At 72.0% G+C, this 12,665-nt stretch carries 12 protein-coding genes; 9 read left to right on the plus strand and 3 right to left on the minus strand.

Annotated features, from left to right (window positions below; genetic code table 11):
* Positions 1-33: 33 nt before the first annotated feature.
* Genes FOF48_RS17970 through FOF48_RS17980 form a run of 3 tightly spaced genes read left to right on the plus strand, consistent with a single transcriptional unit; the run spans position 34 to position 5,545 of the window.
* On the plus strand, positions 34-3,432 hold the full coding sequence (locus tag FOF48_RS17970) for a PAS domain-containing protein (RefSeq protein ID WP_143903299.1): 3,399 nt from the start codon (positions 34-36) through the stop codon (positions 3,430-3,432).
* Positions 3,429-3,890 carry a response regulator gene (locus FOF48_RS17975; protein WP_143903301.1) on the plus strand — a complete coding sequence of 154 codons (462 nt, stop codon included), beginning with the start codon at positions 3,429-3,431 and terminating at the stop codon, positions 3,888-3,890. The genes FOF48_RS17970 and FOF48_RS17975 overlap by 4 nt, the downstream gene beginning before the upstream one ends.
* Entirely contained in the window at positions 3,887-5,545 is a 1,659-nt protein-coding gene (locus tag FOF48_RS17980) for an ATP-binding protein (RefSeq protein ID WP_255442326.1), read from the plus strand. The genes FOF48_RS17975 and FOF48_RS17980 overlap by 4 nt, the downstream gene beginning before the upstream one ends.
* Here FOF48_RS17980 and yidD read toward each other — a convergent pair.
* Positions 5,465-5,797 (minus strand): membrane protein insertion efficiency factor YidD, encoded by a 333-nt coding sequence (gene yidD / locus FOF48_RS17985; RefSeq protein WP_143903303.1) that lies wholly within the window; start codon positions 5,795-5,797, stop codon positions 5,465-5,467. The two genes, FOF48_RS17980 and yidD, sit on opposite strands and share 81 nt — an antisense overlap.
* Complete coding sequence (locus FOF48_RS17990; protein WP_143903305.1) at positions 5,794-6,027, minus strand: DUF4177 domain-containing protein; 234 nt, start codon at positions 6,025-6,027, stop codon at positions 5,794-5,796. The genes yidD and FOF48_RS17990 overlap by 4 nt, the downstream gene beginning before the upstream one ends.
* Before the next feature lie 243 nt (positions 6,028-6,270).
* Between FOF48_RS17990 and FOF48_RS17995 the strand changes: the two genes are divergently transcribed.
* The 4 genes from FOF48_RS17995 to FOF48_RS18010 are packed head-to-tail and all read left to right on the plus strand — an operon-like array spanning position 6,271 to position 9,936.
* A complete protein-coding gene (locus FOF48_RS17995) occupies positions 6,271-6,918 on the plus strand; it encodes an EcsC family protein (protein ID WP_143903307.1) in 648 nt (215 codons plus the stop codon).
* Between the two features lie 56 nt (positions 6,919-6,974).
* Positions 6,975-8,255, plus strand: a complete 1,281-nt coding sequence (locus FOF48_RS18000) for an ABC transporter substrate-binding protein (RefSeq protein ID WP_143903309.1) — start codon at positions 6,975-6,977, stop codon at positions 8,253-8,255.
* Positions 8,256-8,305: 50 nt separating this feature from the next.
* Positions 8,306-9,130, plus strand: coding sequence for a carbohydrate ABC transporter permease (locus FOF48_RS18005; protein ID WP_201756730.1), 825 nt, complete (start codon positions 8,306-8,308; stop codon positions 9,128-9,130).
* Positions 9,127-9,936, plus strand: coding sequence for a carbohydrate ABC transporter permease (locus FOF48_RS18010; RefSeq protein WP_143903313.1), 810 nt, complete (start codon positions 9,127-9,129; stop codon positions 9,934-9,936). Before FOF48_RS18005 ends, FOF48_RS18010 begins: the two co-directional genes overlap by 4 nt.
* 20 nt (positions 9,937-9,956) lie before the next feature.
* Here the strand turns inward: FOF48_RS18010 and FOF48_RS18015 are convergent, their stop codons facing one another.
* On the minus strand, positions 9,957-10,613 hold the full coding sequence (locus FOF48_RS18015; RefSeq protein WP_143903315.1) for an NAD(P)-binding oxidoreductase: 657 nt from the start codon (positions 10,611-10,613) through the stop codon (positions 9,957-9,959).
* A 397-nt stretch (positions 10,614-11,010) separates the two neighbouring features.
* Here FOF48_RS18015 and FOF48_RS18020 point away from each other — a divergent pair, with 397 nt between their 5' ends.
* On the plus strand, positions 11,011-11,382 hold the full coding sequence (locus tag FOF48_RS18020) for a YciI family protein (protein ID WP_235686126.1): 372 nt from the start codon (positions 11,011-11,013) through the stop codon (positions 11,380-11,382).
* 1 nt (position 11,383) lies between these two features.
* Positions 11,384-12,631, plus strand: a complete 1,248-nt coding sequence (locus tag FOF48_RS37550; RefSeq protein WP_143903317.1) for an RNA polymerase sigma factor — start codon at positions 11,384-11,386, stop codon at positions 12,629-12,631.
* Positions 12,632-12,665 lie beyond the last annotated feature (34 nt).

Here is a 12,665-nt window from a genome sequence, read left to right on the forward strand (position 1 = left end):
AAGGAAAGGCGTCCCGCTCCCCGAGCCTCCACCATGTCCTCCGCCGCGTCCCTCCTCAGGTCCTCACCTCGGGCCAGCATCCTCATCGTCGACGACACCCCCGGGCACCTGTTGGCGCTGGAGGGCATTCTCGCGCAGCTGGGGCAGCGGCTGGTGCGGGCCGCGTCCGGCCGGGAAGCGTTGCGGCGGGTGCTGGACGAGGACTTCGCCGCTGTCCTGATGGACATGAACCTGGGCGACATGACGGGCGTGGAGGTGCTGGGCCTGCTGCGCGAGCGTGAGCGCAACCGGCGCACGCCGGTACTCCTGATGACCGCGGGTGACGGGGACGAGAAGGAGTGGCTGGCCGCGTACGCGCACGGCGCGGTGGACTACCTGCGCAAGCCGCTGCGGCCCGAGATCCTCCTGGCCAAGGTGTCGATGTTCGTGGAGCTGCACCTGGCGCGCGAGGCCGTGCAGCAGCGCGAGGAGGCCCTGCGCGAGCGCGAGCGGGACGCGATGGAGGCCATGCACCGCGAGCGGCTGCATGCGTTCTTCATGCAGGCCCCGGTGGGCATCTCCATCGTGCGCGGGCCGGACTTCGTCTTCGAGCTGGCCAACCCCCACTACGAGCTGCTGGTGGGCCGGAAGGTGCGGCCGGGGCAGGCGCTGAGGGAGGTGTTTCCGGAGATGGACTCGCAGCCGGAGATCATGGAGGTGCTGCGCGAGGTGGTGCGCACGCGGCAGCCCTTCTCTCGGCCGGAGTTCGAGGTCCAGCTGGAGCGCGACGGCCATCCGGACTCCGTCTTCTTCAACGTCATCTACCACCCGCTGGTGGAGTTGGATGGCACCGCGGCCGGCATCATCACCCTGGCCACCGACGTGACGGAGTTCGTGCGCGCGCGACGCCGCACGGAGGCGCTGACCCAGGACCTGCGCCGGCAGCAGGCCGCGCTGGCGGACAGCGAGCAGCGCTTGCGCCTGGCGCTGACGGCCACCTCGCTGGGCACCTTCGACATGGACACCGTGAATGGCACGCTCCGGTGGGACGCGCGCTGCAAGGCGTTGTTCGGTCTGCCCCCGGAGGCGGAGGCGTCCTATGAGCTCTTCCTCGCGGGCCTGCACCCGGAGGACCGCGACGCCGTGCAGCGCGCCGTGGCGCTGAGCTGGGACCCCACCGGCCGGGGCGACTACGACGTCGCGTACCGCACCGTGGGGCTGAAGGACGGCGTGGAGCGCTGGGTGCGCGCCACGGGCCGGACGCTCTTCGAGGAGGGCCGGCCGGTGCGCTTCGTGGGCACCGTGCAGGACATCACCGCGCGCAAGCGCGCCGACGCGGAGCGGGCCCGGTTGATGGCGGGCGAGCTGCGCCGCACCGAGCAGCTGCGCGGCCTGTCGCGCGCGAGTCTGGCGCTCAACGCGGCCGGTGGCGTGCAAGCCATCCTGGACCTGGTCACGCTCAAGGCGCGCAAGCTGATTGGCGCGAACCAGTCCTCGGTGCGGCTGGTGGAGGGACGCGAGGCGGGCCCGCCGCTCACCGCGCTGTCCTCGGTGGAGCCGGGCGCGGCGACGGAGGTGGACGAGCGGGGCCTGTTCGCCCGCGTGTGCCAGGAGAACCGGCCGCTGCGGCTGACGCGCGACGAGCTGCGGCAGCACGCGTCGTACGCGCAGGCGATCCCCGCGCCCTCACCCGCGCTGCCGCTGAAGGGCTTCCTCGCGGTGCCGTTGGTCGGGCACGACGGCCGCAACCTGGGGCTCGTGCAGGTGTCCGACAAGGTGGAGGGCGACTTCGACGCGGAGGATGAGACGGTCGCCGTGCAGCTGGCGCAGATGGCCAGCGTGGCGCTGGAGAACGCGCGCCTGTACGAGACGCTTCAAGCGGAGCGGCGCAACCTGTTCGCGGTGCTCAAGCAGCTGCCCGCCGCCATCACCGTGCTGCGAGGCCCGGAGCTGATCTTCGAGATGGTCAACGACCTGCGCCAGAAGCTCACCGGCTCCAGGCCGCTGGTGGGGCTGACCGTGCGCCAGGCCCTGCCGGAGTTGAAGGACCAGGGGCAGGTCGAGCAGCTGGAGCGGGTGTTCCGCACCGGAGAGACCTACCGGGGCCACGAGGTGCCCATGCGCCTGAGCCGCGAGGTGGGGCAGGACGCGCCCGAGGGCTACTTCAACCTCACCTTCCAGCCGCTGCTCAACGCGGAGGGGCAGGTGGAGGGCATCGTGTCCGTGTCGTGGGAGGTGACGGAGCAGGTGCTGGCGCGGCGGCGCATCGAGGCGCTGGCCGCGGAGCTGCGGGAGCGCGAGCAGCAGTTCCGCACGCTGGCGGACTCCATCCCGCAGCTGGCCTGGATGACGGAGCCGGACGGCAGCATCTTCTGGTTCAACCAACGCTGGTACGACTACACGGGCTCCTCGCTGGAGCAGATGCAGGGCTGGGGCTGGACGTCGGTGCATGACCCGGAGGACGTGGACCGGGTGGTGGCCCACTTCAAGGCGGCCTTGAGCGAGGGCCGGCTGTGGGAGGACCAGTTCCGCATGCGCCGCGCGGACGGCACCTTCCGCTGGTTCCTGTCCCGCGCGATGCCGGTGCGCGACGCGGAGGGCCGCATCGTGCGCTGGTTCGGCACCAACACGGACATCGACGACGAGCGCCGGACGCTGGAGAGCCTCAAGCAGGCGGAGGAGGAGATCCGCCGCCTCAACACGGGGCTGGAGAAGCGCGTGCGCGAGCGCACCGCCCAGCTCCAGGAGGCGAACAAGGAGCTGGAGTCCTTCAGCTACTCCGTGTCGCACGACCTGCGCGCGCCGCTGCGACACATCACGGGCTTCGCGCAGCTGCTGGACCGCCGGGCGGCGGCGAAGCTGGATGACGTGTCGCGGGGCTACCTGTCCACCATCGCGGGCGCGGCGAAGCAGGGCGGCACGCTGGTGGACGACCTGCTCGCGTTCAGCCGCATGGGCCGGGCGGAGCTGCGCCAGACGCGGGTGGACCTGGGGCCGCTGGTGGACGAAGTGCGCAAGGACCTGCTGCCGGAGTCCACGGGCCGGCAGGTGGAGTGGCGGGTGGCCCCCCTTCCCTCGGTGGAGGGCGACCCGGCCCTCTTGCGGCAGGTCATCCACAACCTGCTGTCCAACGCGTTGAAGTACACGCGGCCGAAGCCGGAGGCCCTCATCGAAGTGGGCGGGCGAGAGACGGAGACCGAGGTCGCGGTGTGGGTGCGCGACAACGGCGTGGGCTTCGAGATGCAGTACGTGGACAAGTTGTTTGGCGTCTTCCAGCGGCTGCACATGGCCGAGGAGTTCGAGGGCACCGGCATCGGGCTCGCGAACGTGCGGCGCATCGTGTCGCGCCACGGTGGACGGACCTGGGCGGAGGGCGCCGTGGGGCAGGGCGCGACCTTCACCTTCACCCTGCCCCGGACTTCTCCGCTGGAGAAGCAGGAAGACCGCGCGTGATCGAGCTCAAGAGAATCCTCCTGGTGGAAGACAGCGCCAACGACGTGGCGCTCACGCTGGCGGCGTTGGAGGAGGTGAATCTGGCCAACGAGGTGGTGGTGGTCCGCGACGGTCAGCAGGCGCTGGACTACCTCTTCCGCAAGGGCGAGTTCGCGGGCCGGAAGGACGGCCACCCGGCGGTGGTGCTGCTGGACTTGAAGCTGCCGAAGGTGGATGGGCTGGAGGTGCTGGAGAAGGTGAAGGGTGCTCCGGAGCTGAAGGCCGTACCCGTGGTGATGCTCACCTCGTCGCGCGAGGAGCGGGACCTGGCGCGCAGCTACGGCCTGGGCGTGAACGCCTACGTGGTGAAGCCGGTGGCCTTCCCGGACTTCGTGTCCGCGCTGCGCGAGCTGGGGCTCTTCTGGGCGGTGGTGAACCAGCCGCCGCCGGGCGCGCCCGGTGTCGGGGGGCCCAAGTGAGCGCACGCGGCGGTGCCGCGCTGGACCTGACCCCGGCCCCCGCTGCCGGCCGGCCGTTGTCCATCCTGCTCCTGGAGGACAGCGCGCTGGACGCGCAGTTGGTGGCCGCGCAGTTGGAGGAGGGCGGGCTGCCCTCGACGCTGGAGTGCGTGCCGGGCCGCGCGGCCTTCACCGCCGCGCTGGCGAAGGGGAAGTTCGACCTCATCCTGTCGGACTACAACGTGCCGGGCTTCGACGGGATGAGCGCGCTGGAAGCGGCGCAGGCGGTGTGTCCGGACACGCCGTTCCTCTTCGTGTCCGGGGCGCTGGGGGAGGACCGCGCCATCGAGCTGCTCAAGCGCGGCGCCACCGACTACGTGCTCAAGGACCGGCTGGAGCGGCTGGGGCCCAGCGTGCGGCGGGCGCTGCGCGAGGCGGAAGGGGTGCGGCTGCGCAAGCGCACGGAGGAGGCGCTGCGCCGCTCCGAGGAGCGCTACCAGTTGGTGGCGCACGCCAGCTTCGACGCCATCTGGGATTGGGACCTCCAGACGGACGCGATGCACTGGATTGGCGACGCGACGGAGGAGGTCTTCGGCTTCCCCCTGGAAGAGGTGGCCGCGGACGCCGCGTGGTGGCGCCGGCACATCCACGTGGAGGACCGCGAGCGGGTGCTGGCGGGGCTCCAGCGCGCGTTCGACTCCGACGACGACCGGTGGCAGGACGAGTACCGGGTGCTGCGCAAGGACGCGTCGTACGCGTACGTGGCGGCGCAGGGCTGCATCGTGCGCGGGGCGAGCGGAGGGGCGCGGCGCATCGTGGGCGCGATGCGCGACATCACCGAGCGGCGGCAGGCGGAAGAGGAGCGGCAGCGGCTGGTGCACGAGGCGCAGGCGCGGGTGGAGTTCGAACAGCAGCTCATTGGCATCGTGAGCCACGACCTGCGCAACCCGCTGGCCGCCATCCTCACGGGAGCTTCGCTGATGCTGCGGCGGGAGGACATCCAGCCGTGGCACGCGAAGGCGGCGGCGCGCATCCTGTCCGCGGCGGAGCGGGCGACGCGGATGATCCGCGACCTGCTGGACTTCACCCAGGCGCGCATGGGCGGCGGCATCCCGGTGGAGGCGGAGCCGTGTGACTTCCACGCGCTCACGTCGCAGGTGGCGGAGGAGGCGCGGACGACGCACCCGGAGCGCACCGTGCTGGTGGAGCAGACCGGGGACGGCCAGGGCGCGTGGGATTCGGACCGGATGGCGCAGGTGCTCTCCAACATCCTGGGCAACGCGCTGAAGTACAGCCCGGAGGACACGCCCGTGCGCGTGGAGAGCCGCGGAGAGACGGATGCCCTCGTCGTGCGCGTGGTGAACGGAGGAGAGCCCATCGCGCCGGAGCTGCTGCCGCGCATCTTCGAGCCGCTCCAGCGCGGGACGCGGGTGGGCCGCTCCGAGCGCAGCATCGGGCTGGGGCTCTACATCGTGCGGCAGCTGGTGCTGGCCCACGGCGGGACGGTGGACGCGCGGTCGTCGGCGGAGGAGGGGACGGTGTTCACCGTGCGCCTGCCCCGCGTGCCCTCGCGGGAGACGGCGGCCTGGCGTGCTTCAGGGCAGGTCCGTCCCCCCGAGGAACCGCACGTCGTCGCAGCGTCGGATGCGGGCCCAGGCGCGAAGTCCTCCTCGTAGCAGGCCGTACCGTTGGAGGGACTGGAGCCCGTACATCGAACACGTGGGCGCGTAGATGCACTCGCGCTTCCAGCGATGGGGCACCGCGTGGCGGTACAGCAGGATGAGCGCTACCACGAGGAGGCACGGCGGATTGAGCCACCAGGGAAGGCGCGCGGGCTGGGGGGCTGGAGCGGGCTGGGCTTCGCGGGCCTCCGCGGGAAACAGCGCCAGGGCGGAGTAGGGATGGCCCTCCTCGGGCGGCGGGCTCATCCCTGCTTCATCCGCTCGAAGACGCAGACCAGCCAGGAGCCGGTCGTGGTTCCGCAGCCCTTGCTCGCCGTCACGGTGCGGTACTCGCTGGAGTGGAGCTTCCACCCCTGGCCGGCGTAGCCGTTGAGGAACTTCGCGAAGTCACCGCAGCGCTTGGGGTTCCAGCCGGAGTCCGTGGCGTTGCAGCCGGCGGCGGGCGGGACAAAGGCATCCACGTGGTACTCGTACATCCCGTGCTCCTTTCAAGGTGTCTGGGATTGGCGGCGGAGGTGAGGCAAGGAGTCCATGCTTCCTGTCCGCGCGCGGCTCTGACCATCCCTCTGGGGAGGGATGGCCCTGGCGGGCGGGCTGACGCAGGCTCGCGAGGGATTGCGTGCGCCTGTCTGGAGGGTGGGCAGGCGCCTGGGGTGCCTCCGGTGTGAGCGGGGCACCGGGTAGGATGCGGGACGGGCCTCATCGTGAAGGGATGCCGCATGTCGAAGCCGCTGGAGGTCATCAACGCCGTCTTGAGCGCGGGCTTCGAGGGCCTGGGGCCGCTGTGCGGCGCGACGGAGCTGGCGGACGAGTACCTGCGGGATCCGCGCTACGCGAACCATGAGGCGCGCATCGATTCGCTCATCCACTGGGAGACGGGGAAGCTGTTCACCACGGGCTTCCTGTCCGGGCTGGGCGGCATGCTGACGCTGCCGGTGGCGCTGCCCGCGGGACTGGGCGTGTCGTGGGCGGTGCAGGCGCGGCTGGTGGGCGCCATCGCGCGCATCCATGGACACGACGTGGAGGAGGACCGCGTGCGGACGCTCACGCTGCTGGCCATCGTGGGCGACCTCGGCAAGGAAGTGGTGAAGAAGGCCGGCGTCGAGGTGGGCCATCAACTGGGCCTGCGCGCGCTGGAGGCGGTGCCGGCGCATGCGCTGGGCAGCATCAACCGCGCGGTGGGCTTCCGGCTGGTGAGCAAGGCTTCGCGCAAGGGCATCGTGAACCTGTCGAAGGGAGTGCCGCTGGCCGGCGGGCTGGTGGGGGGCGCGGTGGATGCGCTCGCGTGCCTCGCGGTGGGCGCCACGGCGCGGCGGCTGTTCGCACCGGCGACGGCGCTGTCCGTGCCGGGCATGTCGCCTGGATGACCGGGCGCGGGGCTTGCCGTTGACGGTCGCCCCGCGCGCTGGAGTCATCCCGGCGCATGGGTCGCCTCCTCGTCGTCCTCGTCGCGCTGGGCCTCGCCGCGGGAGGGTGCCGGCGTTCGTCCGAGGCGCCGGGCACCGGGGGCCGCACGCGCATCGTCTTCAAGTTCCAGCCGCTGTGGGGCGACCCGAAGCCGTTCCGTGAGCTGCTGGCGCGGTACGAGCAGGCCAACCCGGACGTGGAGCTGGTGACGGAGGCGCTGCCCAACGCGTCGGACCTGGCGCACCAGTTCTTCCTCACGTCGTTGCAGGGCGGGGCCACGGACTTCGACGTGCTGGTGGCGGATGTCGTCTGGGTTCCGGAGTTCGCTCGCGCGGGCTGGGTGGCGGACCTGACGGAGGACTTTCCCCCCGCGCGCCTGCGGGAGGAGTTCCTGCCCGGCCCCGTGGACGCGGTGGTGATGGACGGCCGCACGTACGCGGTGCCCTGGTTCGTGGACGTGGGCGTCCTCTACTACCGCACGGACCTGGTGCCGCGCGCGCCGCGCACCTACGAGGAGCTGCGGCGCTTCACTCGCGACGCGATGGCGAAGACCCCCGGCCTCCAGGGCTATGTGTGGCAGGGCCGGCAGTACGAGGGCCTGACGTGCAACGTGTACGAGGCGCTGTGGGGACACGGCGGGCAGTCGCTGGGGCCGGATGGGCGCGTGCTCCTGGAGACGGAGCCGGCGCGCGAGGCGCTGGCGTACCTGCATGGCCTCATCGCGGACGGGCTGTCACCGCCGACGGTGACGGGGTTCGGCGAGGAGGAGGCGCGGCGCGTGTTCCAGGAGGGCCGGGCGGTGTTCATGCGCAACTGGCCCTATGCGTGGCGCGAGGCGCAGGCGGAGGGCTCGCTCATCCGGGGCAAGGTGGGCATCGCGCCGCTGCCGACGAAGGATGGACAGCCGGGGTGGGGGACGCTGGGCGGGTGGCAGCTGGCGGTGAACGCGCACGTGTCGCCCTTGCGCCGCAAGGCCGCCGCTCGCCTCATCGCGCACCTGACGTCGCCGGAGGCGAACCGCGTGCTGGCGCTGCACTACGCGCGCAACCCGCCACGGCTGGCGCTGTATGACGACCCGGTGCTGCGCGCGGAGGAGCCGTTCATCGCCAGCCTGAAGGACGCGCTGGTGCGGGCGCGGCCCCGGCCGGTGACGCCGTATTACCTGCTCATCGCGGACGTGCTCCAGAGCGAGTTCTCCGCCGCCGTCGCGGGCCTGCGCACGCCGGAGGAGTCGCTGGCGCGCGCGCAGAAGCAGGTGGATCACCTGACCGGAGAGCAGCCCGAGGAGGCGCGGTGAGGGGCTCGGGTTCGCAGGCGAGAGAGCGGCGGCAGGCGTACCTGCTGGTGATGCCGTCGGTGGTGGTGCTGGCGGTGGTGGCGCTGTACCCGGTGCTGGCGGCGGTGTGGCTCAGCCTGCACCGCTTCATCCTGGTGTTTGGCGAGCGGCGCTTCACGGGGCTGGCGAACTACGCCTACCTGCTGGGAGACGCGCGCTTCGGGTCCGCGCTGGGAAACACGGTGTACTTCACGGCGGTGGCGGTGGCGGTGGAGCTGTTGCTCGCGGTGCCGCTGGCGGTGCTGCTCAACCGCGCGTTCCCGGGGCGGGGGCTCTTGCGCGCGTCGGTGCTGGTGCCGTGGGCGATCCCCACGGTGGTGAGCGCGCGGCTGTGGGCGTGGATGTTCAACCCGGACTCCGGGCTCATCAACCGGCTGTTGGGGGGCGCGGAGATCAACTGGCTGGGGGCGCCGGGGTATGCGCTGCACGCGGCCATCCTGGTGGACGTGTGGAAGACGACGCCCTTCGTGGCGCTGCTGGTGCTGGCCGGGCTGCAAGGCATTCCGGAGGACCTCTACAAGGCGGCGCGCGTGGACGGGGCGTCGCCGTGGCGCCAGTTCCGCTCCATCACGCTGCCGCTGCTCAAGCCCGCGCTGCTGCTGGCGGTGCTGTTCCGGTCGCTGGATGCGTTCCGCGTGTTCGACGCCATCTACGTGCTGACGGAGGGCGGGCCGGCGAACACGACGGAGACGCTGAGCATCTACGCGTACAAGACGCTGATGCGCTCAGGCGACTTCGGGTACGGCAGCACGCTGGCGGTGGCGACGTTCCTGGGCGTGGTGCTGCTGGCGGCGGTGTGGCTGAAGTGGCTGGGGCGCGAGGAGGCGCGGGAATGAAGCGGCCGGGGTTGGGCACGGCGCTGGCCGTGGTGGCGTTCCTCACGTTCTTCCTGGGCCCGTTCCTGTGGCAGGTGCTGACGAGCCTGTGGCCGGATGGAGAGCTGACGCGGCCGTGGCCTTCGCACCTGACGGGTGCGAACTACCAGAGCGTGTTGTTCGGGCGGCCGTTCCTGTGGGCGGTGTTGAACTCGCTGGTGGTGGCGACGTTGACGACGGTGTTCTGCCTCACGGTGGGCGCGTCCGCGGCGTTCGCGCTGGCGAAGCTGGAGTTCCGGGGGCGCGGGCTACTGCTGTCCGCGGCGCTGGGCGTGTCGATGTTTCCGCCCATCGCGACGGTGAGCCCGCTGTACCTCATCCTCAGCGCGGTGGGGCTGCGGGACAGCCTGGTGGGGCTGGCGCTGCCGTACACGACGTTCGCGCTGCCGTTGACGCTGTGGGTGCTGACGTCGTTCTTCCGCCAGCTGCCGGACGAGCTGTATCGCGCGGCGCGGGTGGATGGGTGCACGCCGGTGGGCGCGTTCCGCCGGGTGCTGTTGCCGCTGGCGGCGCCCGGGCTGGCGACGACGGCCATCCTGGTCTTCATCTTCGCGTGGAACGAGTTCCTCTACGCGCTGACGTTCCTGTCCACGCCGGAGAAGCGCACGGTGCCGGTGGCCATCAGCCTCTTCGCCAGCGAGTACAAGGAGCCGTGGGGGGAGATCGCCGCGGCGTCGGTGGTGGCGACGCTGCCGCTGGTGGTGCTCACGGTGCTGTTCCAGCGGCGCATCGTGTCCGGGCTCACGGCCGGGGCGGTGAAGGAGTGATGCGCTCCCGGGTGGGCTGACTACCGGCCCGCCGCCGCCACCTCCGCCCACAGGTTCTTGCCTTCCAGCACCGCGTTGAGCGGCTCGCGCCGCTCGGAGACGCGCAGCAGCACGGCGGCCAGTTGATCCAGGTGCATGGGCTTGAGGTTGAGCAGCAGGGGCAGCTTGCCCAGCGCGTGCAGGACGCCGGGAGGCGCGTGGTATTCGCCCTCCAGCGCGGGCGGGCGCACCATCGTGTAGGCGAGGCCGCTCTCGCGGACGATGCGCTCCGCCTCCGCCTTGGCCTTGAGGTACGCGCCCACCGGACTGCCCGCGCCCACCGACGTGAGCAGCACGAAGTGGTCCACGCCCGCGGCCTTCGCCGCGTCCACCAGCTGGCGCGTGGTGCCGATGTCGCTCGTCTCGTACGTGTCCCCGGCCGCGAAGCGCTTGCGCATCGTGCCGATGAGCTGGAGCACCGTCGTGCTGCCGCGCATCGCCTCCGCCAGCGCGGGGGCGTCCGCCAGTTCCAGCACGGCCTTCTTCGGCCAACTGCTCGCGGGCTCCGTGTTCGCGCTCTTGGGGCGCACGTGCGGGGTCACGGATACGCCCTGTGCCAGGGCCTGTCGCATCAGCGTGCGGCCGGTGGCGCCCGTGGCGCCCGCGACGAAGAGATGACGAGGAGCTGCACTGCTCATGGCGATGCCTCCCGGGCTTCGACCCGCGAAGCCCCCGCACGCCTCTTGAGCACACCGCACCGCCGCTTGCCCAGCGCTTCCCACCACCCCGCGAGAAAGCGGACAGCGGACGTCAGCGCCCGGCCCGGCCGTCAGCGAGTATCCCGGTGGGTTGGAGGCGCGGGCCCGGGCGTCTTCCTCCTCCCTCGCGTGGTTCGCCCCCCGGCCGCGGTCGCGCGGTCCCATCCGCCGCCCGTCGTGGGGTGGAGCGCCGTCGCGAGCTCCGCTCCGAGTGAACCCGCCTGCCCGTAGCTGGAGGGCGTGGATGTGCGCAGCGAGCGGTGAGGAGGCGGGCGCCGTGTTTCAAGGCCATGTCGATCTTCCGCGACGTGGGCCGTCTTTCTGGATGAAACCCCTGATGTTTCCCGAAAGGTTCATCCCCATGGCTCGCTACCTGATGCTGTTGCACGAGACGCCCGCCCACTTCGCCCCCATGTCCCCCGCCGAGCTGCAGGCCATCCTGGAGGAGTACATCCAGTGGAGTCAGCGGCTCCAGCAGGAGGGCCGCCTGCTCCAGGGCGAGAAGCTGCGCGACGAGGGCGGCCGGCGCCTGAAGCAGCAGGACGGACAGCTCCTGGTGTCGGACGGACCGTACGCGGAGGTGAAGGACGTGGTGGGCGGCTTCTTCATCCTGTCGGCGGAGTCGTACGACGCCGCGGTGGCCCTGGCCCGGACCTGCCCCCACCTGCGCCACGGGGAAGTCGAGCTGCGCGCCATCGACGAGGTCTGACGTGCCGTCCACGACGCAGGCCCGGGATGCATTGGAGCTGGCCTTCCGCCAGTGGTCCGCGGGCCTCGTCGCGGCCCTGGCCCGGCGCGTGGGCCTGGGCCGGCTGGACGTGGCGGAGGACGCGGTCCAGTTCGCCATGCTCCAGGCCGCGAGGACCTGGAGCTTCCATGGCGTTCCAGCGCAACCGCGCGCGTGGCTGCTCCGGGTGTCGCTGAACCGGCTGACGGACCTGATGCGGCAGCGCGCGCCCGAAGTCCCGGAGGAGGCCGCGTCCCCGGATGCGGCGGGGCCCGAGCCGGAGGCCACGCGCTACGCGGCCGAGCTTCCGGACGACGCGCTGCGGTTGCTCTTCGCGTGCTGTCACCCGGCGCTCTCGCGCGAGATGCAGGTGACGCTCACGTTGAAGGTGGCGTGTGGGTTCTCCGTGCGGGAGACCGCCGCCGCGCTGCTCGCGGACGAGCCCACCGTGGCGCAGCGGTGGGTGCGTGCCAAGCGGACGCTGCGGGCCTGTCACGCCACGCTGGAGGTGCCGTCCCCGGAGGCGCTGCCGGAGCGGCTGGGCGCGGTGCACTCCGCGCTCTACCTGCTCTTCAACGAAGGCTACGAGGCCTCCGAGGGCCACGACCTGTCTCGCGCGGAGCTGTGCGTGGAGGCGCTGCGGTTGGTGGAGGTGCTGCTCGCGCACCCGGGGACCGCGACCCCGGAGGGCCATGCCCTGGCCGCGCTGTTCTGCTTCCGCGTCGCGCGGCTTCCGGGGCGCGTGGACGCGAACGGCGCGTTCGTGCCGCAGGAGGCGCGTGAGGGCACGGAGGCTTCGCCCCTGTTGCTTGCGCGGGGGCTGCGGCACCTGCATGCGTCCATGGGGCCGGCGCTGACGCCGCTGCACCTGGAGGCGGAGATCGCCCTGGTGCACGCGGAGGCGCCGGTGCCGGGCCCGGAGGACCGCGCGCGGTTGCTCGGGTTGTACGACGCGCTGCTCGCGCTCAAGCCGTCGCCCATCATCGCGTTGGGGCGCGTGGTGGCGCTGGGGCGGGTGCGGGGACCGGCGGCGGCGCTGGAGGCGCTGGGGCCGCTGCGCACGGACGCGGTGCTGCGGCGGTATCCGTACCGCTTCGCCGTGGAGGGCACGCTGTTGGAGCAGGTGGGGGAGCGGAGCCGGGCGGCGGACTGTTTCCGGCAGGCCGCCGCGCTGGCCCGGACGCCGCCGCAGCGGGAGTACCTGCTCGCCCGGGCACGCGCCTGCGCGTGAGCCTCATCCCGGCGGGACATCCGGAGCGGCGGAG

This window comes from Corallococcus sp. Z5C101001 (assembly GCF_007352635.1).
Taxonomy (GTDB): Bacteria; Myxococcota; Myxococcia; order Myxococcales; family Myxococcaceae; genus Corallococcus; species Corallococcus silvisoli.